The sequence below is a fragment of the Kordia jejudonensis genome (genome assembly GCF_001005315.1).
Classification (GTDB): Bacteria; Bacteroidota; Bacteroidia; order Flavobacteriales; family Flavobacteriaceae; genus Kordia; species Kordia jejudonensis.
On record NZ_LBMG01000012.1, the window covers coordinates 100,527 to 125,926 of the forward strand.

Sequence of the window (25,400 nt, forward strand, 5' to 3'; positions counted from 1 at the left end):
TTCTTTTAATTACTTACTTTTCTTTTTTAACTCTTCTAAGATTTCTCTTGTTTGGTTAACAAAGTCATTTAGTTTAGTTATTGCTTCGGGCTGAATTAAATTAGCAGGCATATCCTTTCCTTCGGGTTCCAGTTCGTCCATTAATATAAATAATTTTGTCAACTCTTCTTCTTCATTTGGTTCTAGCGAGTTTTCATTTTTCTTTTTAACTAAAGCTTCTATTTTTTTCTCTGTTCTCTCTATTTTTTTATGATAGCTCTCAATACTTGATTTTATTTTCGCTTTTAAAATTTCTAAATCCTCATCACTTTCACCATCCAAATCACTTTTACCATTAATTATATGTACATCCTCTGTATTACTGATAGCTTGAGGTTCATAAGAAGTTAACATTGTTACAGGGAAATACGGTTTTTTTTCCCTAATAGCTTCAACAATTTTGTTACCATTAAAATCGACATCACCTTCCTCTTCAAGTAAATAGTCTGTTATTATACAATCTACTTCAGAGTTAAAAACTTCATCTAGTATTGATATTACTGTTGAATCAGAGTTAACTTTAATTTTAAAAACTTCAAATTCATTTTTAAAAGTTTGATAAAATGTGTTTAACCATCCATCATTTTCATCTATATATGCTATTTTGTATTTCATTTTCGAGTTTTAAAAGTAATTTTTAATGAAAGTCCACTTTGAGCTTTAATAATTGAAATTGTAGAATTATTATATTCTTCTATTATGGATTTTACAATGTAAAGGCCAAGACCAGTTCCAATTATATTTCCTGTTTTATCTTTTTTAGAGGTTTCTAATAATTTAAAAATATCATCAGGATTTTCTTGATATTGTTTATCTAATCCTTTACCATTATCAGAAAAAATAATTTCAATGTTTTCGCCAACCTTTTTCCAGCTAATTTCAATAGATTTCTGATCATCTTTTTTACCCTTTAAGGCGTTTAAAGAATTAGACAAAAGATTATTAAAGATTGAGTCCATATCAACTTCAAAAGCACGAATTTTATTTGATTGGTGCTTTTCTGTTTTAAGAGAAATTTGAATATTTCTTTGTTCTAAAGCCTTACTCCAAGTCGATTTAAATCTATTGAAATAATCATTAAAATCTAAGTTCCTCCTTTCTCTCTTATCCCTTTTAAGGGTATTTAATGAGTATTCAAGCCAGTGTTTTAACTTTGTGTCTTCTTCTTGGATTAATCGAATCATATAAAAAGGGTTATCATCTTTATCAACAGATAATTTTAATTCCTTTTCATTTAAATGATTTCTCAACTCTTTTATCAAATGAGTTGTTCTTGGGATAAGACGAGACCTTAAACTCTTCACTTCGTGTGCGAAAGAGGAAATAATAAGTCCAACACTTGCCAAATTTCTTAATAATCTAATTTCTTCCTCTTTTTCCTCTATTTCTTCGGTTAATAATTTGACTCCTTTGGCTAAAGACTTTTCTGTTTCTGTTGACTTGGATTTTCCTTGAGAATCGTTTTCATTTACATCATTAGAATTATTTTCTTCTCCAGTATTTTCTTCTTCATTATTGATTCTATCTGCTTCTTCTTGAGCTTTTCTTTTAGCTTCTTCCTCCTTATTTCTTTTTTTGTGAAGTTCGGAAAGATGAAACATTATTGTGTTTCTATCTTTCTCAAATAATGAAATAATTTCCTCTAATATGTTTTTGAATAAGTCAAAAACTTCATTTTCTCGAATTCCTTCTCGTCCTGATTTGTCTTGAAAACTCAGATTGTGAATTCTTGAAATATTTATTGTACCTGCTATTTGGTTTGGTCTTATTCTAAATCCACCTAATTTTTGACCTGCACCTCCTGGACTTTTTGCTTGTCTTTCACCAAGTTTTAACCAATCTTCCCCATTTTCTCCATAAGGTCTAACTCTAAAATCATCTCTAAAAACCTTAACACCACCAAATTTTTTAAGCCAAGCTTTTCTATTAGAACTGTTGAAACTATTGTACGGGTATTTTTTTAAATCTCCATCTTTTTTATCGTCAGATATTGTGTTCTTTAAATAATAAAAAGTAAATCCAAATTTTCCGATTTTATTTATTAATTCTTTTTCAACATCAGAGGATAAAACAGTACCCAAAGAGGTATTAATTGTGAAAGTTTTAGACCTGAAATCTTCTAGTCGATATGGGTGTTTTGACATATCTTTATAATCAAATACTTCCTTGTATCTATTTTCTAATGCGTCAACATCAAGCTCATTCCTAGTAATTTTTAATTCTAGAGTTTTATTCTCATCATCAAGGTATTTGGCTTTGATTTTATAATCAAAATCATCATAATAAGCACTTTTTACCTTGCCGAAACTTTCTGTTTGTGATGTAGAATAAAAATGAATATCAAAATCTGATTGTTCTTTAGGAGGAAGAAGCATTTCCAAGTTTCCAAAAAGTTTTTCCAATTGATCGAACTCCCAATCATCAGTTAAGTTTGAGATTTTTATGATTGTACCAGAATCGAAAGTTGTACTTTTTAACAAATCTTTAAGTCCAGCTATGTGATTAAATTTTGAAACTATTTCATTTTTTAAGTTTAAATCAGATATTTTTTCTAAATCAGCTTGAACCTGAGAGACAGTAGTGTTTGCTTTATCAAAATCTCCCCAACTTACTTCCCAAGAATAACCAAGACACGTTTCTTTTGAGATAGTTAATAGCTTAGTCATTAATCCTAGTCTATTTAATGCAAAACGACCAATTCCTTTAGCTCCAGTTTTAACTCTTCCTTTTTCTGTTAAGTGCTTATATAATTTATTATCAGTACCAATTGTCATCCATTGATTTGATATGATTTCATCCGTCATACCAACACCATTATCAATAATGTAAATACTGCTTTTCTCTTTATCTAGAATTTCTTTTATTTCTTCATTTTCTTGGTTGACCTTGATAAATTGTAAATCAAAGATTAAAACACAGTTTCTTGCATCAGCATCATATGTATTTTTCACAAGCTCTATTATAGCTCCTTCTTCATTAGAAAAGTTTTCTAAACCAATTAATTTGGCTGTTCTTGCTGATACTTTGAAAGGTATTTTAGCCATTGTTTAATTTTAATTAATCTATTTTTATTTTAATGTAGTATATCCACAAATATAGATAAAATAGAAAGATGATTTAAAATTTTAAATATGACACTAATATTACAATAATTTGAAATTGAAAAACATTAGATCTAATATAAATTCATCCATACGATTCATACTAATATTTACACATTGATAGAATCAAAATAGAGTATATTTTGCATTAATGAAAATATAAAGTTCATCTCACAAAATACCTTAATAGTTCAAAAATGAAAAGTACCTTTTTGAAGCACCTAAAAGCATGGAAAGTCAGGGTTTTGAAAACGGCTATTTTTGTAATATAATGAAAATCAATCAACTAAAATTTGAACTTTTCTACTCATAACCCGAAGGTCACTGGTTCGAGTCCAGTTCCCGCTACTAGGAAAATTCTTTACAAAACGAAAAGCTCAACAGAAATGTTGAGCTTTTTTTATTTAGAAAACTGTTTCGTTCCTATTCAGAATTTTCATGCCATGAATCCATCCAGAATAATTTTTAGAATCAATTAGAATAATACCACTTTTACAAATTATGATGCGGTCAATTTGAGCAGTTGAATTATTCGTTTTTAATAAAATATTATTCAAAACGATATCTTCTGTATTTCGTAGACGTTTTATTTTGTTCATCACCTTACATGCTCCATATACGTCTTCATGTATAGTAAAAACAATAAGCCTCTTAAGTAAAAGTTAAGAGGCTTATATTATTTCATATAATCTGTTTATTTAACAATCAGCTTTTTTACACCTGATTTATATCCAGACTTAGATATGAATTGTACAAAATAGATTCCTCTAGGATATCTACTAATATCAACTAGTGTGGATTGATTAGCATCAGTAATACGGTTTAGTACGGATCCGTTAAATGATCTAATTATGTATTCACCACTAATATCTTCATCTGTTTGTATTTTGAATTCTACTTTTGAAGAAGCAGGATTAGGCGTAACAGATAAACTTAGTGTCTCTTTGTCCACTCGTTTAGGATTTCTTATCGGATCATCAAAACAATCAGCACATTGTTTATCACTCCAAACAGTTTCACTTAAACCATCACATTTTGCGCCTATTCTATAAGAGAAGCAATTGTTTTCAAGATTTCTAGGAAAAATACGAACTCTATTTGTATCACCAATATTCCAAGTGTCAGTAGTTACTGCACCTCCAAAACAGAAACAATCAGGATCATTCCAAATCACTTGAATAACATATTGATCTGCACCATTTACTTGATCAAATGTAGCCCAATACGTATCACAATCATAGTCTAAGTTTGTAGGCTTACCTTCAATTCTACAACATGTTCTACATTGCGGATCTCCCCAAATAATAGCACCATTACATCTAACTCCTATTTGAATGGTTAGACATTCAACATCTTCTGCATTAGGGATTGTATAACTCGTTTGAGTATAACTTAAGTATTTTGTAATACTAGGCTGCGTTAATGGTTTTTCGCAACATGTACCTTCATTAAGATATACACGTAAGACGTAACCATCTACATTAGCTTGATTAACCCATGAAACCGTACTATCTGCACAATCAAATCTAGGTCTAACCTTTTTTGAATCACAAGGGAAATATGTATCTATAATACTACAATCGACGACTTGTTCTGGGGTAAAAATGTCCACTTTGTTTTTGTTTTTTTCTGATATTTTTACAGTTCTTGCAAAACATATTTCACCACAAGGAGTCCGTAATTTATGAATAAGTGTATACTCAACACCAAATTCAGCGCCACTGTAACTAAAATTATCTATAGAAGAGCTTACAGCAGTATAGCCTCCACTACCGTCACTTTTTAACAAATACCATTCATGCAATACATTGTGACTACTGTACGTCTCAAAATTAGAGCTAGAAATTGTGTAAGTAGCACCCGAACCTCCACTAGTAGCAGGGAAGAAGCTGGCGTCCCAAAAATTATCACAACATTGCACGGTAAATCTCTTTTCTACAGGTGTCCATACTCTACATTTATCTAAATTGGAGAACGCAATAGTTAATTGGTATTCGCCTTCAGTAAAGTATTTAGGAGTGTCAAGAGAAGCAAATTTTTCAGAAATATTTACTTCATTCATATTTCCATAAAGCCATCCAAGAGATCCAAACCACTGTTTTTGACCGTTTACAATTTTCCATGCATGAATGTTGTACTTACTTTCTCCAGTTGTTGCGGAACCATCTGCCCAAATATCTTCTCCAATACAAAAGACGTTTTTCTCATTGTCGTTTACATCTTCCAATATATAATCAGCAGGTTCTACATAAAAAGGTTCAACTGGAATACGACGCTCACGCCAGCCATAACAAAAGTCACTCCAAATACCGTGTTTAACGTAGTATCTTTTAGACATGTCTAACCAATCCCAATTCGCTGTAAGTCCATTTTGTATGCCACCAATAGGACCATCAACCGTATTTGCATCTGAAACTTCGCCTTGTGTATCTGTTTGATACAATCCCCACCAATGATTTTGTGGATCTAAATCTGATGCTGTTACCCTTACTTTCCAAGTACCATCATCACAATAGGTTTCAATTTCGAAATCGGCATTGTCTGTAGTATCACAAGGGAAACAGCTTCCGAGACAATTGGCATCACTGACTCTATCTCGTAATAAATCTCCAGGTTCATTACCAAATCCTAAGGCAAAACTAATTCCAGGACCAGATCCATGACAATACGACATTATTGTACCTCCATTTGTAGGCGGAATGATGATACTGTCATCATCACAATCATCAATATCGCTCCAAAACTGACTACCGCAATCATCTATTTGTTCATTTCCATTTGGTCCCCATGCACAATCATGTGTATGACGAGAACCTATTGTGTGTCCCATTTCATGTGAAAAAACCATTACAGACCACGAATAATTTGGAATATCCATTACATCATCCCTTACATCTGAGTACGCGTGTGCATCATCTTTATCGCATAATTGATCTCTTCTAGCTCTACCGCCGTTGTTCCCAGGATCCATATCAACTAAATGTGCAATATTACCAGTGTAATTATCATCTAACTCATCGCGGAAATCACTCAATATATCTGCTGAATTACTATCTGCGTATGGATCATCTGTGTCCCAGACTAAAATGTCCGAAATATCAATAGCTATATTTTCATTTTGATATATAACAGCTACCTGATTAAACAGATTTATTATATACGCTTCACTATTTGCTACACTTCCTCTGTCGGTAAATAACTCAAAACCAGCTTCTATGTATACTTTAATACAAGTAGGTTCAAAAGCTTCAAGGTTTCCATTCAATCTATTTGTATCCTTTTTTTGACCAGAATCAGTCTCTTCTACCTCACAAATGAAATCAGGAAATGATGTAATATCAGAATCCTTATATACTATATGTATTGATTCATTTTCCATTTTTCCAATGGAATAATTACCTAGATTCGGTAGTGAAAACATTCCACTTATTTCTGTTTTCCCAATAGTTAATGCGGCAATTCCTTTTACACCATTATGCACTACTTCTCCTCTAAGAATAGTTATTGTATTTCGAATGCTAGTATAGGGTTTTCCACTGCTTGTACGCACTGTATAATTCCCTAAGAGATTTGAGCTTTCTATTAAATTTAATTCAGCAAAAGTGCCATCAGGAAGTGGAACTGATACGGTAAAAAAGCGTTCTTCAGATGTATGAACCTGATCTAAAGCCGACGCAGATACATTCAGAAATTTAAATGCCTTAACATCTTTTTGAACTAGCCTACTTAGTTTAGTGTCTGAGGTCTCTTTAAAAAAATCTAGTTTTTCAAAATGAACATTGGATTCTTTTAATTTAGAAATATCTTCAATAAGACAGCCATGTTTTCGCTCTTGGGCATTTGAGAACAAACATCCCAAAAGACAAATAGTCAACATTAATAAAGTTTTTTTCATTATTATATATTTTATGATTCCTACTCTTTTACTTGGCTTTTCGGATTCCGCCTTTTATATATCGTTTCATAAATTAAGAGTCATCGATTGAATTTTGTTACCGATGTATCAAAGCTGCTGCGAAAAAAATTCCGTTAAGAAGAATTCTTTCTTCATAGTACTATTTTGTATGTATTTGATAGACAAGTTTTAAAAATTGATATGAGGTAAAACTAATAAAACAACAATCACTATAGTAGTTATACATAATACAATTCCCTGAATTGTAATAACCAAAAAGAAGTAAAGTGCAGGAATTCAATAAAGGGAGAAAAGTAAGTCAAGGTTAACTTAAGTTTTTGTAAATCAAGCTGTTTTGATTATCAATCCTACATTGTATGAAATGCTTTAGGCAGTTTTCTTATTTGTAGAATTTGAACATGTCATTTCGTTTATTTCCTTGATGTTGGAATATTCTTTCAGCTTTTTCTCCATTATAAGAGTAAAAATCAGATTATTTTCAAGCTATTGCGCATTTGAATTCAAAAAATATCATGAAACATCTGTTCAAGTGATTTTGAGGTGCGAAAAATTTTATTGAGAATATTTTCCATTCGTCAATTGATATACCAATGAAAACGTATTAATAATTAGTTTCTCAGCTTTTAATGATACAATATTCTTTTCCAAATCAATATAAAATCGGGTAACAAAATACACTAAACTCATCTTAGTAATGTGTTCGCACCTCATTCAGGGTAAGATTCAAAATAATAATAAATAACAACTAAAACACACCGATGAAAACAAAAAAACTACTCATTTTAGTACTCTTTTTTTGCGGGCTATTTTTTCAAGGAATAGCGCAAGAAAGTAAGATAAAAGAAAAGAAAATTTCCAAACTTGGGAATTCAACCTTTATCAGATTTGAAAATGATAATTCCTATCAAACAAATCAAATTCCAACTTTTTTTAAAGAAGAATTAGCAGTAAAAGCAAGCGACGAACTCAGAGAGATGAACTCAAAAAAGGATGAGCTCTCTTTTACCCATTACACGTACCAACAATACTACAACAATATCAAAGTAGAACACGGTATTTACAAAGTTCACGCAAGAGATAATTACCTCACAAGTGCTAATGGTGAGTTTTTTGATGTGCAAATCGCAGGAACAACAGCTTCCATATCTGCAAAAAATGCATTTGAAAGGCTATTAAGCCAAATCAACGCTACAACGTATGCTTGGGAAAGCGAAACCAACGCATTACGTGGCGATTATCAAAAACCAGAAGGCGAATTGGTAATACTTCCCGTTAAAAATAATGATCGTACAGGTTTTGACTTTAAGTTGACGTATAAATATGATATATATACACTAGCTCCTTTTAACAGAGCGATTTATTTTGTAGATGCCAATTCGGGGAATATTGTTGCAAGAGAACAAGTGATGTGTACCTCAGATGCAGATACGATGTATAGCGGACAAAGAGATATTGAAACGGAAAGCACAGCAGACGGTTTTAGACTTCTCGACGATACAAGAGGTGGCGGAATTTATACCAGAAACAATGAAAGTGCTTTGAGTACTAACTTAGGTGGAGCAATTGACTTTTTAGACGCTGATGATGATTGGACAGTTGCAGAATGGAATAATGCAGATCAAGATCAAGCAGCTTTAGATGCACATTGGGGATTGGAAATGACATACGATTACTTTTCAAATGTTCACGGTAGAGATAGTTTTGATGATAGTGGCACTAGAATAAACGCATTTGTACATGTGCTTTTTCCAATTACAGACATATTTGGGAATGTTGTTGGGAGTGATCCAAACAATGCTGCATGGACAGGAACTAATATCGTTTTTGGTGATGGAGATGGTACACAATTTACGCCATTAACAGCTTTAGATGTTAGCGCTCATGAAATGGCACACGCAGTTGATCAATTTTCTTCTGACTTAATATATCAAGATGAATCAGGAGCTTTAGATGAAGGTCTAGCAGATATTTGGGGAGCTTGTGTGGAAAATATGGCTGCGCCAGAAAAAAATAGATGGTTTATTGGTGAAGATGTAAGATTGACTGCGTATGCCCTAAGAGATATGTCTGATCCAAACAATTTAAACTTACCAGACACGTATGAAGGTACGTTTTGGGCTACTGGAGCAGGTGATTTCGGAGGTGTTCATACCAATAGTAGTGTGTTAAATCACTGGTTCTTTTTATTAGTGGAAGGTTCTGCTAGTACTGATGAAGTAAATGATAACGGAGATGCATTTTCGGTAAACGGAATTGGAATTGCAGATGCCGAACGTATTGCCTTTAGAATGGAAACTGTATACTTAACAGCTAGTTCTAATTATGCTGCGGCGAGAGAAGGTGCAATAAATGCAGCCATTGATTTATTTGGAGATTGCTCTGTGCAACGTATAGCTACTCAAAATGCTTTTTATGCGGTTGGTGTAGGTGATGAATTTGAAGAAAATATAGCTTTTCATTTTGAAGATTCGCAAGGAAACATAAAAGATACTTTTTGCGTAGGACAAGACGTTATTTTAAATGCAAATGCTACAGTTCAAGGTTCTCAGAACGCCTATTTTATGGATATTTGGAGAGTAAATACTGACGGATCTGTCACTTGGTTGGCTAGTCAAGGATCTTCAAATGTTGCTTGGCCAGGTTGGTTTGATGGTACTCCAACAGAAATAAATATTTCTGATTTGTACGAAAATGATCCTGATGGAAGCCTAGTTTTTCAAGAAGGAGTAACCTATCGTGTAAAATTGGCTATCAATAGCGATGATTGTGGTTGGTTGCCTTTAGAACGTGATTTTACAATAGGAGACGATATAGATTTTCATTTTCAAGATGATCAAGGAAATAGACAAGATGAATTTTGTATTGGCGAAGATGTTTTCCTAGATGGAAGAGAAAACATGGATACAGGTTCCTATTTTATAGACCTTTGGCGAGTAAACGCTGACGGAAGTCAATCTTGGTTATCCGCACAAACTAGTACTGGTTGGGATACAGGAACTCCTGATAATGTAAATATTACAGAACTTTTTGAAACTGATTTAGAACATCCAATCGTATTTCAAGAAGATGTTATTTATTCTGTGAAACTTGCATTGAATATTCCTGATTGTGGTTGGACTTCTATTCAACATGAATTTGTATACCGAGGAAAAGGCGATATTGATTTCCTTTTCCAAGATGCACAAGGTAATCCTAAAACGGAATTTTGTGATGATGAAGACGTTTTCTTAAACGGAAGTGATAATGTAGATACAGGTTCATATTTCATTGATTTATGGAGAGTAAACGCAGATGGAAGTCAATCTTGGTTATCTGCGCAAACAAGCAATGGTTGGGACACAGGAACTCCTGATAATGTAAATATTACACAGCTTTTTGCAACTGATTTAGAACATCCAATTGTATTTCAACAAGGTGTTACGTATTCCGTAAAATTAGCACTTAGCATAGAACCTTGTGGTTGGACATCTATTCAGCATGAATTTACAATAGTGAACTGCCTAATTGGTGGAGGAGATCCTTGCGATAAACTTATTGAAAATGTAGTGTACACTAGAAGTGGAATTTCATGGGAAGCAATAAGAGGCGCCGTAGGATATGAAGTAGTAGCAATTTGTAACGAGCGAAGCAAAACCTGTGATTGTTCCACTCAAAAAGAAGATATAGCTTCGTCAACAATCGTGAGAACAAATTCATATCAAATTCCTGCGTCTCTTCAAAATGGTTGCTACACTTGGAAAATACGTGTGCTTTGTGACGATAAAGTTGGCGCTAGTACATATCCAAATCCAACTACTGGAGCAGCTGATGTAAAAATGAGTGAATCGTTCGCCAAGTTGAATGTAAAATTGTATCGCATGGACGGATTCCAAATTATAGAAAGAGAGTATCAAAATACTGACAATTTTAAAATTGATCTATTAAGATATCCATCTGGAGTTTATTTTATGCATATTCAAACTGAAAGAGGCTTGATTATTCAAAAAATAATAAAAGAATAATTTAATAATAATTTACTATTAAAAAAAGGCTGTCACTTTTATGTGATAGCCTTTTTATTTATATGGTTTTTACCCACGTTCCTTATTTAAACGTCACACTATTATTTATTCGCTTAGCGTAATTAATTTATCGAATCGTAGTTGTCAAACAATGTTTTTTGATAAATATTCCCTTTAAATTTATTTATTAGCTCTCTGATAAATTCATAGTGTTTTACATATTGATTTGGAATAAATAGTAATTTAATTCCTTTAGCTTTTAAAAGCTCCATTTTGATTTTATCAGATTTCATTGTGCTTTTTCTCGAATAATGTTCTCTACCGTTTAGTTCAAAAACAATTTTAGGAACATTATCTTCATATAGCACTCCATCAAATTCTTTTCTATTTACCAACCCATTATTCTTTTCTTCAGGGAAAACATCAATAATTTTAACATTCCTTCTAAAGTTACTACCTATAATAGAACAATAATGGTTCATGGTTAGGTAAAATTCATTCTCAAATCTTGAATCATTTGAGAAACCTATGGTAAACTTATTTACAGTACTCTGGGGCACAATTGTTGTTCCATTTTTTGCTACATAATCAATTAAAGCATATAAATCGTCATCTCTTTTTGAAAGAGTATCAATGGCTTTTGTATCTGTTACAACAATAAGATTTTCTTTTGCTCTAGTAACTCCAACATTTATTAACTGACTATTATTTTTTATCCAATCGTATGTTTTAGAAGATGTGTTTTTTGAAATTGCAGTAGATATGATTATGGTTTTATTTTCTTGCCCTTGAATTTTATGAATCGTTCCACAACTAACAGAAGCCGCTATTTCTCCTTTCTTTTTTGCAACCTTTAGATAATGATTAATGACTTCTTCCTGATTTCTAAATGGTGTAATAATAAATACGTCTTTTAAATTATTTTCTTTTATATAGTCTACAATTACATTAGCTTCTTCTATTTGTGAGTTCTTATTTTTATGATTTGTATTCGTTACATCTATAAGTTTAATATCGCCTTGCGTTTGAATTGCTTTAAGATTTAATCTACTCTCATAAAACCTCATATTGGAATAATTGATAATCTTTTTACCACATCTATAATGATAGCTTAATAGTATATTACGTGAAATATTATCGATGCTTTTATACACAGAAAGAATTGAATTATTAAAATAGTCATAAATTTCGTCAACTCGGAATTTTTTCATCAATTGCTCATTTCTCGTTTCTTCAAAAATTACAATAGGTTTTAGTTGATTTGTGTCGCCAATCAAAACCATGTTTATACATTTTGAAATAGGAATTAGGCTTGTAGCAATATCACATTGTCCTGCTTCATCAATGGCTAGTAAGTCAAATTTGAATTTTCTTCCCAACTTACGGCACGATAAGTTTGTTGTTAAAATGATAGGAAATACTTTTGTAAATCTTTCTAAATTTTCATCGTCTGCAATCCATTTATTAAAAAAATTAATTTGTTTCTTTTCATCTTCTAAATACAGTATTTCAATTAAGTCACTGTATTTTTTTGTTTTCAATCGCTTAATGTATTTTAAACATTCAAAATAAAAGAATTGTTGCAACTGATAATTATCTTTGATTACCTCAAATATCCCTTTTATGTTATCGTCTGTGGTTTGAGGAATCTCTTTTAATCGTTTTTCAAGTTTGTGTTTTTCTTGCTCCAGTAAATAATAACTGCCTTTTGATAATAAACTATCAACAAAATCCAAATTTTGTTCTAAATCAATTTTGTCTTCATAGTTTTTCAGTTTTTCAAGAAGCATTTCATTTTTCGCTCTTGATTTTTCTTTTAAATTAAAGAGGAGTGTTTCTTTTGGAACGTCCCTTGTTTGAAATTCATATAGTTCTTTTATCTTTTTTAAAGCTTTAACTACTAACTTATTATTTCCAAGTCGAATAATGGGAAATAATATCTCCTTATTCTTGTATTTGCCAAGAAATAATTTGTCTTTTATTCCATCGATTGGAATATTGTTATTTGAGGAAATCAGTAAGGTTTTAGTATTAGTCAAACAGTTCACTACGATATTTAGGATCGTTTGTGTTTTACCAGTACCTGGAGGACCTTGCACATACGTTATAGGAAACTTTAATGAATTATAAATTGTTCTTAGTTGATCTATATTAATACTATTGTCATAAAGAACTATATGAGGTTCTGTTCTGTTTTTTCTATCGATCAAAGAAAAATTTTGAAAGAAAGCTCTTAATGGCGGATCCATTTTCTCCTTTGAATACTGTACGTTTATCTCATCGTAAATGCCAGATATATCAATTTGGGCATACCCTAACACAACTATTTCGGGTCTTGTATTAAGTAATTCTCCAGATTTAAAACTACTTTTTAAGAGTTCAATAGTTTCATTCTTATTTCTAAGATACAAAGCTTCAAAATCAGCAGGATTCATATCCGTATAATACGACAAAGAATATTTGATATCTTCTACATAGAAATTTGAATTAAAGTAGATATTATTTCCTATTTGTAATGTCTTTTCTATAGGATCAAAAGTTAGTTTTCTGTACGCAACTACAAATTTTCCTCTGGATTCTAAATCTATAGAGAATTCACAAATGGCGAGTTCGTAATCATGAAATCTATTATAATCATTGGAATAAATTTCTTTTAGTATTTGTTTTTGTTGCGTATAAGATAATTGATAAGGATTTTTCTTAATAAGTTCATTTATTTCAAGATTTTGAATTAGATGTTGCTTATATAAAAAAGGATCTGAGTTGGCTTTGTAGCATGCTAAATAATAGTTGAGTATATTATTGTCAAACCGATCAAAGTCATATTTATGTAAACTGACATCTTCATCAAGTTTTTTTATCAGTTCTTCAGAAACTTCATAATGGGAGAATTTCAAAATTTCAGCATTCTGAATGCTTGAAATATAAATCTTTTTATTTAGAAGTGGTTCATTCTTTGTAACATTAAATATATTTACAAAAAGCTCGTCACTAGCGTTGATATCCAAAATTGAAATCCAGAAGGGGGTAATCTCACCTTTTATATTCTTATAACGTATGTTTAGGTATTTACCTTCTCGAATGGCTTTTCCTATAAATGCTGTCGTACTTATTTTTGACATGAATTAGGAGTGTTTCTATTCCTGTTTTTTCTAAAAATACAATTTTTCTCACAAAATTCAGAAATCTTTGTAACGGAAGTAATGTTTTAAAAAACAGTATATTTTTCTTCTTGAAATCTTCTATTAAAAAAGTTCGATTGCGGAAGTGTTAAGTCTACTAAAAAAAGGATTCTCAAAAATATGAAGCTTTTTTAATGTCTTTTCTAAAATATACCTAAAACATTTTTTAGGTGTAATAAACATTCGTAGTTAATTTTATTGAGATAATTTGGGCTAAACGACTATATTATTGAACTTTCGTCAAAACAATATCAGTTGGGATATTAAGTGGTAACTTATTTGAGGGCGTAAGATCAGAATAAGCGACTTTCCACGATGCAGTTGTCGAGCATCCTATACAGTTATTAGCCTGTAAAATTTTCATACGTAACCTAGAATGCCATAGCGTAAATCCATCCCATTGAGGAGCTTCGTAGTTTAAAGAATTATCCATGATACGACCATCAAAACTATTTTCATAATATCCACCAGATATAACAGGATGCCAATTTTGTGGTGTTTGTGTATTATAGGGTTTATTCGATTTATAAATGGTTGTTTCTACTCCGTTATTGACTTCAATCATTTCAAAATGTCCTTTCGTAGTTGAGTTTTGGTTAAATAGAAACACTCTGAAAATACGATTTCCATTCTGCCATTCCCATGTGCCGATAAAAGGATTTTGTTGTAAGATTTCTTTATCATTCGTTTTCAGTTCATGATCAAAAAAATTTTCTAGACCACTTGCAATGATCGTAAAAATAATAAATGCTGTGTATAGTGTTTTCATAGTATTGTGATCTCTTTTAGAAAACTGTCTTTTATCACTTTAATCCTTTATTTATTAACATTATTGTACTTTCGTTAAAACGATATCAGTAGGAATATTTAATGGCAGCTTGTTGGAAGGTGTAAGATCGAAATAAGCGACTTTCCATGATGCAGTTGTAGAGCATCCAATACAGCTTCCTGTTTGTAAAATTTTCATGCGCAATCTAGCATGCCAAAGCGTATATCCATCCCATTGCGGATCTTCATAATCTAAAGAATTATCCATAATACGTCCGTCAAGCTTATTCCCATTATGACCAGCATCAATTACAGGATGCCAATGCTGAGGTGTTTGAGAGTTATATGGCTTGTTCGATTTATATATAGTTATTTCATTACCATTAGTATCAACTTCTACCATTTCGAAATGTCCATTCATAGTTGAGTTTTGAACGAAAAGAAAGACCCTAAAAATTTGATTTCCATTATGCCATTCCCATGTTCCAGCAAATGGATCTTGTTGTAAAATCTCAATACTATTAGTGTTTGAATTTTGATTAATATATTCTTTTACACCGTTAGCAATGATTGTGAATATAATAAGAGCTGTATATAGTGTTTTCATCGTTTTTATTTTTTAGTCATTACAATTCTCTTTTGTAAAAGATGTTCCATGTTCATTGATATTTAGTCGTTCAAATGTGTCAAAATTAGTATTGGCTTTAAACATGGTAGTTCCCATATCAGCTTCTTTCATAAAGTTCAAAAATGCTAAAAGAACCTGATGATTATTTGTATTTTCAGCCCTAATTGGAGATGGCGGTAATATCCTATAAAAGTATTTATTATATATAGGCTTGATAACATTTTCAATATAATTTATTTCATCTGTACTGAGTGTTTCACCTCGTGAGGCTTTTTGATAATAGTCTAGATATTTAAAAAATTTTCTGAATTTATTTCTATTATGGATAGTAATGGCATATTGTGTGCCTTTACCAGTAGTTAAAAAAGCTACAAAATCATCTGTAAGTTCATCTTCTTTCATTCTTTGTGCCATAAATTGTAGGTCACTAACAGAGAATACTGAATAAGTAGTTATTGTATCCGTTGTAGAAGTAAATTCATTATGAACATGCGCTATTGATTTGTATTTTGCTGGTGGGTTTTGCGGTAAGCTAACCAAATAGTTATTGGGTGCTCCTTGTATCTCAAATTCTGTGTTATTATCGTAAATTCCCACGGCAGACTCATAATTTAAATTCGTCTTTGTATTCAAATTAACGATTTTTTGTTGATGATTAGGGTGATTTAAAAAAAGATTTTTAACCTTATCACACTCATTTTTTAGTCCAAGATCAAAAACAGGGACTGTTGGAATTAATTCATTACTATCGTCATTGCCATTCGTATTGTTTGAACTTCCACCACTTGTTGTATCATTAGACGGATCAGTTGAAGAACCACTTGTTGTGGTACTCCCGCCATATGAGATACACCCAGTTACAACCCAGCCACCGTAACATATTTTTTGTGGTTGTTGTTCAGGAGTACCATAACAAGTTTGTCCATAAGTATTTTGCATCCCAGCAGTACAGTTCGTATATACACAATCTGTTTCATTGCTCCACTCAATGATTTCCTCTGTAGTGTTGGCACATGGAGACATTTCTGTACCCAATAGCAAGGTGTTATCATCAATATATGTAATAGTAGCTTGGGTTACGTCTGCTTCTACTATTCCCTCATTTATAATCAGAGGATAATTAATGAGAACCTGCATGTAGCTTCCATTATCAAAAAATGTCAACATGTAGTTTTCAACATATTCTCGAACAGCTTGATCCGGATAGAGTACAGGGAAAATATAACTCGTGTAGTTCTCTGATTCTAATTGTAAAATACGATCTGTGTATATTGTAAATCCATATAAGTTAGAATGAATTTGATCTTCAGTTTGCTGAATTCGATTTTCAAAACGCTCAGTTATAAAATGATCTAAATCTTTATTGGTCTGTGAAATAGATGATCTTTGAATAAAATTTGCCTTAATACCTAAATCATTAGATAGTAAATCTTGTTCAGAAATTTGTGTTAAGTATCTATCATCTTCACACGATGTTAGACACAATGCGTAAATGATAAAAATAAATAGTAAGCGTCCCAAAATATGTTTCATAGGTATATAAATTTATAAAACCAATAAGGGAGATTTCTGGGGAGATATGCTATCTTTAAAAGTAAATATACAATATTTTCTTACAGACTTAAAAATCTTGACTGACTTATTTTTAAAATCAATTTTCTATCTCCTAAAAAATCTTCTTAATTAAAAGTGCTCTTATCGATTAGATTGAGCGCAAGTTAAGACGTACGATTTATAATTAATTATGGATTTCCTCAAACATAATAAAATTCTTTTTTAAATAATAAGAAAAGAGCCACTTTCATGAGTAGCTTCCTTGATGAATTTAGTTTCGCAACGGTTGCAAATATTATACTGTTTCACTTCCTCTTTTTACCCAATGAAATCTTATAATCATTTATGTTTCCTCTAACTTTTACATTGAGATAACGTATTCTTTTGTTAGGATCTATTTCTACAATTTCATCTTCTTGATCTTTATTCGTAATTGTATCTTTTTTACGTCCAAATAATTTTCGCCAAGCAGCTTTTCTCACAGTCTTCCAAGGAATACGTAAATAGTAATCAATATTTTGATCTTTATCATGTGTACCAGACAATTCTATATGCCCCAAAGTAGATTCAATTGTCATAGAAGGAATGTTAATTTTTCCCTTTTTGATATCCAAACTATTCTGTAAGGTGTCAAACCGAATATTTTGCAGATTTTTATTTCCCATATAATCTGAAAGCGCCAACATTGGATCGTAATTTTTTAATCTTCCATTTAATACTTTTACGTCCATTTCTATAGTAGATTGATCTAAATCGGGTACCAAATCTGGGTAAACTCTAATTTTACCTGTAATTCTAGAGGTAAGCTTTCCTTGTAAATTTTCTGAAACGAGATGATCTTGTCCAAAGTTTTCGAATTTGAACAACAATTTATCCAAATCAACATTAGTCATGACCAAATCTGGTTGCATGTAAATGTGTTCTGGATCGCTTCCATTAAAATAACCACTTAACTGAATATTTCCTCCTGCGGCATCCATATGCAACGTATCTATATAAATGTAATGATTAGGCGTTGTTCTTAAATCTGCTTTGATATTTTTGAGATCAATTCTATGGTAAATAAAATGATCAATATCCGCCTTAAATTTCATATCTGTAAATGGCAATTCGTACAAATTGAAAGCATCAGCATGTTCTTGTACATCTGCAGTTTTTGAAGTGGCAACTGCTGTAGATTTTGCTGGACTTGCATCAAAATTGAAAAGCGCATCATAATCAATATAATTTGCCTTTACACTCAAATAATTATCTCTTTTCTTTATTTCCTGATTTTCCCCTACATAATAATTTAAATCAAAATTAAAATTCGTAGTTCCTATTTCTCCATGAAAATCTTTGATCATCACATGCTGATCTTCGTAATGAATGTTTCCTCTAAAATCATGAAAGCGAAGCGGATGAACTTTCATCTTTGTATCTAGCTTGTCCAATGCCAAATCAATAGAATGTAGGGAAGAATCTTTGTAATGCATGCTAGAAGTGAAATGCAATGTCAAATCATCAAACTCTTCATGTCTGTATTCTTCTGGAACATAATTTTCTCCTTTATATGAAAAAATATCTTCCAATCTTAATTTTTTAGAAGTAAGATTCATATCCAAATCTACATCTCCGTTGAGTTCAGGTTGCATCCAAAAAGCATATTCATGTATCAGTCCATCAAGATGAAAATCACTATCATCTATAAATCCTGTAAAATCTACTACTTGCAAGTCTAGACTATCAATTAATATATCGGCATGAAAATCATGTAATTTGTGTGGATAATGCTTCAAATCTGCATACAAACTATCGATAAAAAATTCTCCTTTGGGCAAATACTTAGATTCTGTGAAATTTTTTGCGGAAGCTTTAAAAGAAAGTCCCAAACTTAGCGCTTTTATTTGTTCATCAATACCAGTTTGAATCGTATCTTGTTTTGTAAAACCAGTGAGTTGCGCAATATCTAAATTATCAGAAGAAATATCCAAATGCACATCTACAGGAACGTCCGTATGATGTACAATTGCAGGTAAGTCCGAAAGAAAACCACTTACCGATACATCTGAATTTCCCATTAATAGTTCAAACTTGTTCAGGGTTGCTTCTTTGCCATTCATGATCAAATGCACATTCAAACTATCCAACGGAACGGGAAGTTCTTTTGCGGCTAAACTTAAATCTTTTACAATCAACTCTGCAAAATACGCTTGATTGAGTTTTTGTAATGCCTTTTCAGGATGATCGATATCAATAATATCATGAAAACTCATTACCAGCGAAACCTGTCCAGCAGCATCTTGAACTTGCTCTAAGTCAAAAAAATCAGCAATAAAATTGAGATTAAAATTCGAGTTTATTTGCATATTTACTTCTGGCGAATCAAAATTCTTTACAAAAATAGTTCCTTTGAATTCTCCTTTTTCCAAAGACGCTGTCATATCGGTTAACGAAAATTCCATTGTACTCGCATCTCTATTTTCGCCATTGGTAAAATGACCGTTGAAGCCCATTTCATCTATCTTTTTTCCACTTTCAGGATTTTCTAAAAAGGCTTTTTTCGCTCCAAAACGAACATCAATAAGTGGTCTGTTTCCTTTATTGGCAGCTCCTTGAATACTGGCATTGAAGTAAATTTCTCCAGCATTTCTGTATTTTTCTAAAACAGGAATGACATTCGCAGGCGCAAACGCAATAAACATATCAAAATTAGGTTTGGTACCTCTCATGATCAAATCAAGGTCTACGTCATTTTTAATATCGATAGCGCCTTCCAACTCAAAATCACCATTTTCCATGACAATTCCTGAAGGAAATATATCAAGAATGCCTGTATCTTCATTAAACTCTACATCTGTGTGAATTTCAAAATGTTTTTTATGAATGAACGTAGTATCATTATTTTTGATAATATTCAATTCCAAATCAGCATCTACATGTCCCGCTATGATACTGTCTTTCAACGTAAAACCACCTGTACCTTCATACACAAATTTTTCAACATCTGTATTTGTAGCTTCATCTAAGGTGTGAATATCTAGATTTTTAAATTTTATCCGTTTCAGATGAATATTAGCGGAAGGAGTTTCTGTGTCAGCAGTACTTGCCAACGAGTTTTGAATATTAGTCGTATTATTTTCATGAATCACAAGATTCAAAATGCCTTCTTCTACAATTAAAGATTGAATGTCATACTTACCTTCTACAATGTCCCATAAGTTAAAACCGACGTAAATATCTTTTACATCCATGATAACGGGCGAATTGTCTTCCTTTGTTTCAAAAATTTTGAAATCATACACCTTTGCAGAAATATAGGGGAAATTGCCAAAAAGAGACAATTCACTTTTACCAATACTAATACGACCTTTGTGTTCTTGGTTTAGTTTTTCAATCTCCTCTTTGATAATGTCAGATTGGTTGTTCTGAACATATAGTATAAGACCTCCGACTACTAAAATTGGAATTAAGATGAGTCCTACTAAAATCCGTTTCCATAATTTTTTAATCTTCAAAGTAGTATCTTTTAGAGTTAGATAAAGTGTACGCCTTTAAAAGTAACAAATTCGCATGAAAAAAACCTTATTTTAACTTGAGTTCGATGTAAAAAATTTAGTTCGATACTTTTCTTTTCCGAAGTATAGCAGGGATTTTCCGTTAAGAATTTTTGAACCCACAACATTCCAAAATCTAAGTTTTCCATCAAAGATATTGTATCTTTTGGAGAGTACTTAGAAAATAATTCTGAATTACTAGAAGCCTGTTAAAATTGAATTAAAGGCTTTAATTTTAATATAGAATGTTCAGTTTTAAAGCATATAATATTCTCAAAAAAAATATATTAATTTTATAATATTTTTCGTGGGTATTATAGTTTTTATACCTATTTAAAAATCATAAGAGCTTTAAAAGTAACTTTTTACCACATGAATAAATCAACTAGGAGAATTTTAAACGAGAAGAATTTTATAAAAGAATTAGACTTTATAGAAAAAATAAATGCTTTTGATAATCAAAAGGTAGTCTTATTAGGGGAAGAAGATATAAACACTAAATTCTCAAAGAATAAAGGTAAATTTAATCTTGAAATTGATTCACGGATAATTGATCATAGATCAAATATTATTTTTTCATTCCTTATTGACAATAATATTTATGAAACACATGAAATAGGGAATATATATTCTCAATCGAAATTTGAAATAGAAACTTTCAAATCAAAAGCCTTTAATAATAAAAGTAAATTCAAAGAATTTTATCAAGTCGATTTAAAAGAAATAAAAACATTTCATACAGTATTTGAAACTGTTACTTATCAAAGTTATGGAACTGAGAAATTCTATGATTGCCTTCGTGTAAAAATTAACAATGCATACTATGACATTATACAATTAAAACATAATTCCAAAGGATTTTATATTATTGAAAATCTTACAGAACAAACATTTTTAGATTTTACAGAAGCTTCATTTTCTCTTCGGCAAGCCATAGGATTTATAAATAATTTCTATGTTGGAGGAGAAAAATTTACATTTGATAACTTAGGAGCAATTCATTATTCCTGTTCAGTAAGACCTTCACTAAAAGGAATGTATAGTCCTATCACAACAAATCCATATTCATATTCCGATATACCTGAACATATTGCCGATTTATATTACAATAAACTAACTAGGATTACTCTTGATAACTTATCTAAGTTAGCCAATGAGATTCATAATAAACCTAATTTTTCAACTGCAATTATGGTTATCTTGGAAGCTACATCTACACGTTCTTTATTACTCGCTCCAACGATATTTGCAGTAGTTATTGAATTGCTTTCAAAAGCTTTAAACTTAGTTCAAACGACTTCTAAAAAGCTTATTGATGATAAAAAATTTAAAAATAAAATTATTAAAGAACTTTACGATGTTATAGATGTTAATTGTAAAACTTTGGATGCTAATTCAGTATTAAAACTTAAAAGACGTTTAAATGATATTAATAAGCCTGTAAATAAAAAACATTTAACTAATAACGAAAAACTTACTAGACCTTTTGAGGAACTTGGTGTGAAATTAGATATTCATGATATTGAAATTATAGAGCATAGAAATGATTTATTACATGGTAACATATTACTAAATAATGATAAGAATAAGACTGATGAAAAAATAAATTCATACATGGCTTATGTTTCAGCGAGATTATTCACTTTGGTTAGTAAACTAATTTTAAAAAGTATTGGTTACAAAGGATATGTATATAATCAATCAAAATATCTGGAAAAACACTCTCAAATCACAACTAATAAAGATTATTTTGAAATAGTTTGAAAACTTATTAAACATCAAGCAATGCTTAATTCATTTTACATTTATTATTTACAAGAAAATTCAATACTTTGTGTAAGTACAAAAATGTAAAATAAATGGCATACAATCCCTTTAATAAAAAAGATATATCAAAATTAACATATGATGATTTAAAGAGCCTAATAGAAAATGAAATAGGAGAAGGTTGGTATATAGAATATAAAAGAGACGTTCCCAAATTAAAAACAGGGAAACTTGATAATATAAAAATTTCAAAATCTATTTCCTCATTTGCCAATACAAATGGTGGATGGGTGTTTTGGGGAATTGATAGTGATAACAAAAATAAACCAACTGTTATTAATGGTTTTGATGCTTCTGAATATAGAAATTTTGAAGATCAAATATCACAAATAATTAATTCAAATATAAATCCGACACCGTATTATCATTTTAAAAAAATTCAATTAGAAAATGATAATATAGTTCTAATAATAAAAGTTGATGAAAGTCCAATTCCACCATACATAACGAGTCAGGGAGTAATATTTCAAAGAGAAAATAATGAAAGTAAGCCCCTAAGTGATAGATATTCCCTTGAAAAATTAAATGAAAAAGCAAAAAATTATTTGGATGAGATAGAAAACTTTTCTACCATGAATCTAACTCAATCAAAAGGACAATCAGAATCAAATCAGACTTACTTAGAATTGTATTTATTTCCTATGCCATTTAATAGTTTTAAGTTTAAGAATTTTTATTCCTCAGATTTTTTTAAAAAAGTAGCTGATAGGTTTTATAAAGGTGTTGAAGTAGATTTTCAATCTAAAAATTCAATTGCAATAAGTTTAGGTTTCAATAGTATATATCACTCAGATGGTTCTTTAATCATAAGACCATTGAAAGAGGGGAATTTGATATATAAATCTACAACTGTAGAGTTATTTAAAAATGGAAACCTCAAACTTTTAATACCCGTAAGCGAATTCACGACAGGAAATATTCCAAAAAAATATGAAAATTCAAATACCATTAAATATCTTTTAGATACATACAGCCCATTAGAGACTGTAGATCCGTTAAGTTATAGCCTTTTAGGAATGTCAGTTCCGCCACCAAATCCAAATTTATCTCCGTTAAAAGAACGTAAAAGAACAGATTTTACAACATTTGTGAATTTTATTGATGGAATGGATCTCATTACAGTAATTTTAATTATAATTAATCATTACAAGTCTGTTCTTAACGATAATGATTTTGATTTTGAAACTAAAATTGGTTTCAGGGCTAGGATTACAGACTGCTGGAGAAAGTTTGTATTTTTCGATAATGATGATTATTTGAAAAAATTAAAATTATATAATATTCCGCTATCTCCTAAAGATGAAATAGAAATTCCAAAATTTAAAAAAGGGAACGCATATATTATTGATCTGAAAAATAATTTAGAGTTTTTTCAAATTGCAAAAATAATACTACGTGGAATAGGGCTTCCTGATGCTCACGCAATAAAATTTCAAGAAATAATAATGAATGGGTTCAATAATTTTCAAGAATAAAACTTAAATATATTTATTAAAATAATTTTCAACGAGTCATCAAACTATACCTAACAGATGTCTATTACTTTTTATTAAAATTTATTTATCAAATAATATTATTATTTTTTGTAATTTTATGTTGTAATTTCTTATATGAAGCATCGATTTCAAAATATCATAAATGAATTTGTAGACTTAATAGTTAAGGAAGGTTATAGTTGCAAAGATTCATTTTCTTTAATATTAAATAAGTATTATGTCAATGGAAAAAGTTATATTACAAAGTCTGATTTTCAAGAAATTTATAATCGGTCTTGTAATATTGCATCTAATATTATTGTTACAGGAGAGAAAGAAGGCACTTTAAAACGAAAAAAAAGAATACTTAAAAAAAATCCCTTAAAAACTAGAGTTCATGACTATGAAAACAACTTTTCTCCTTTGTTTTCAGGTATTTACGGAGACTCATTAACATTTAAACAAAAAATCGAGATAAAATTCAAGGAGTTTAATTATGTTAATAATAACGTTTCTAAGACCATTAATCAGTTAATGAAATATTTCAAAATAGACGCTTCCAACTCTTTGGATAAAATTAGATTAAATACTATTTTTTCAGTAGTAAAAGAGTTGAGAAAATAAAAATCAATTATAGTAAAATACACTTATTTAGAATGACGCTAACACCAGAACAAGAAAAATATAAAATTTCACGTCAATCACGGAATAATTGATGCAGTAGCAGGTTCTGGAAAAACAACTACAATTAATGATCGAATCAAATATGTTGACGTGATGAAATAAAAAGTAGAATTTCTACATTTGAAAATAAGCAGATTGTTGCTAACAATTTACATCAACTAGGACTTGAAACCTTAAAATCAAATTCTGAATTTACTTATCAAATTTTTAAAGACACTTGAGAATGATTGTGTTTTCATTTTAGATTATGATTAATTATCATTAAAGATTGATAATTATACATGATGGGGAATTATTCAAGAAAATAATTTAAAATATGTTGCTCATACAAGAGCAAAAAATATCTTATATCTTGTGAATACTCAGAAAGATGATGTAATTTAATAATGGGAGAAGCTTTTATGATGAATTTCGATTTGTTTCTTCATTTACGATAGTAAAAACTAAAAAGAAAAGCCTTGTTAGGTCAAGGCTTTTCAGCTCAGCGAAATTTTAGTTTTACGATAACTTAATGGTAATTATGAAAAATAAGAACTAAAAAACTGAACATTTTGATGATAGGAATCCTCATTTAAATAGTGAGGATTCCTTCTTATAAAAAGGGATTTATTAAAATTAGGGAATTTTGCATATTTAGGTAATATTTTGCAGTAATAGCAAGTATTAAGACTAGGATTAGTGCCACTATA

Annotated in this window: 14 protein-coding genes; 4 read left to right on the forward strand and 10 right to left on the reverse strand. The window is 30.5% G+C overall.

Translation table 11 applies throughout. The features are described from left to right. Positions 1-9: 9 nt before the first annotated feature. The 5 genes from AA089_RS08915 to AA089_RS25660 all read right to left on the reverse strand — a co-directional run bounded on the left by AA089_RS08915 (position 10) and on the right by AA089_RS25660 (position 7,743). Positions 10-654 (reverse strand): hypothetical protein, encoded by a 645-nt coding sequence (locus tag AA089_RS08915; protein ID WP_046756590.1) that lies wholly within the window; start codon positions 652-654, stop codon positions 10-12. Continuing rightward, positions 651-3,083, reverse strand: a complete 2,433-nt coding sequence (locus AA089_RS08920) for a sensor histidine kinase (protein WP_046756591.1) — start codon at positions 3,081-3,083, stop codon at positions 651-653. The genes AA089_RS08915 and AA089_RS08920 overlap by 4 nt, the downstream gene beginning before the upstream one ends. A 461-nt stretch (positions 3,084-3,544) precedes the next feature. After that, on the reverse strand, positions 3,545-3,739 hold the full coding sequence (locus tag AA089_RS25800; RefSeq protein ID WP_082113237.1) for a nuclease-related domain-containing protein: 195 nt from the start codon (positions 3,737-3,739) through the stop codon (positions 3,545-3,547). Positions 3,740-3,834: 95 nt separating this feature from the next. Beyond that, the gene (locus AA089_RS08925) at positions 3,835-7,035 is read right to left on the reverse strand and encodes a zinc-dependent metalloprotease (RefSeq protein ID WP_082113238.1); all 3,201 of its coding nucleotides are present in this window, start codon (positions 7,033-7,035) and stop codon (positions 3,835-3,837) included. Positions 7,036-7,608: 573 nt separating this feature from the next. Further along, positions 7,609-7,743, reverse strand: coding sequence for a hypothetical protein (locus AA089_RS25660; protein WP_262495016.1), 135 nt, complete (start codon positions 7,741-7,743; stop codon positions 7,609-7,611). A gap of 71 nt (positions 7,744-7,814) precedes the next feature. On the opposite strand from AA089_RS25660, the gene AA089_RS23615 reads away from it, so the two are divergent. Then, positions 7,815-11,057 (forward strand): M4 family metallopeptidase, encoded by a 3,243-nt coding sequence (locus tag AA089_RS23615; protein ID WP_053002285.1) that lies wholly within the window; start codon positions 7,815-7,817, stop codon positions 11,055-11,057. Positions 11,058-11,179: 122 nt separating this feature from the next. Here AA089_RS23615 and AA089_RS08935 read toward each other — a convergent pair whose 3' ends face one another. The 5 genes from AA089_RS08935 to AA089_RS08955 form a co-directional block, all read right to left on the reverse strand. Then, positions 11,180-14,179 carry a DEAD/DEAH box helicase gene (locus AA089_RS08935; RefSeq protein WP_046756593.1) on the reverse strand — a complete coding sequence of 1,000 codons (3,000 nt, stop codon included), beginning with the start codon at positions 14,177-14,179 and terminating at the stop codon, positions 11,180-11,182. A 286-nt stretch (positions 14,180-14,465) separates the two neighbouring features. Next, the gene (locus AA089_RS08940; protein ID WP_046756594.1) at positions 14,466-15,008 is read right to left on the reverse strand and encodes a hypothetical protein; all 543 of its coding nucleotides are present in this window, start codon (positions 15,006-15,008) and stop codon (positions 14,466-14,468) included. A gap of 60 nt (positions 15,009-15,068) precedes the next feature. Continuing rightward, on the reverse strand, positions 15,069-15,428 hold the full coding sequence (locus AA089_RS08945) for a hypothetical protein (RefSeq protein ID WP_156168956.1): 360 nt from the start codon (positions 15,426-15,428) through the stop codon (positions 15,069-15,071). Between the two features lie 198 nt (positions 15,429-15,626). Further along, a complete protein-coding gene (locus AA089_RS08950; protein ID WP_046756596.1) occupies positions 15,627-17,168 on the reverse strand; it encodes a hypothetical protein in 1,542 nt (513 codons plus the stop codon). A gap of 326 nt (positions 17,169-17,494) precedes the next feature. Further along, complete coding sequence (locus AA089_RS08955) at positions 17,495-20,686, reverse strand: AsmA-like C-terminal region-containing protein (RefSeq protein WP_046756597.1); 3,192 nt, start codon at positions 20,684-20,686, stop codon at positions 17,495-17,497. Between the two features lie 411 nt (positions 20,687-21,097). Here AA089_RS08955 and AA089_RS08960 point away from each other — a divergent pair, with 411 nt between their 5' ends. From AA089_RS08960 to AA089_RS08970, 3 genes are all read left to right on the forward strand, one after another. Continuing rightward, entirely contained in the window at positions 21,098-22,489 is a 1,392-nt protein-coding gene (locus tag AA089_RS08960) for a hypothetical protein (RefSeq protein ID WP_046756598.1), read from the forward strand. Positions 22,490-22,584: 95 nt separating this feature from the next. Continuing rightward, positions 22,585-24,027 carry an AlbA family DNA-binding domain-containing protein gene (locus AA089_RS08965; protein ID WP_046756599.1) on the forward strand — a complete coding sequence of 481 codons (1,443 nt, stop codon included), beginning with the start codon at positions 22,585-22,587 and terminating at the stop codon, positions 24,025-24,027. Positions 24,028-24,162: 135 nt separating this feature from the next. After that, positions 24,163-24,651 carry a hypothetical protein gene (locus AA089_RS08970; RefSeq protein WP_046756600.1) on the forward strand — a complete coding sequence of 163 codons (489 nt, stop codon included), beginning with the start codon at positions 24,163-24,165 and terminating at the stop codon, positions 24,649-24,651. The last annotated feature ends 749 nt before the right edge of the window (positions 24,652-25,400 follow it).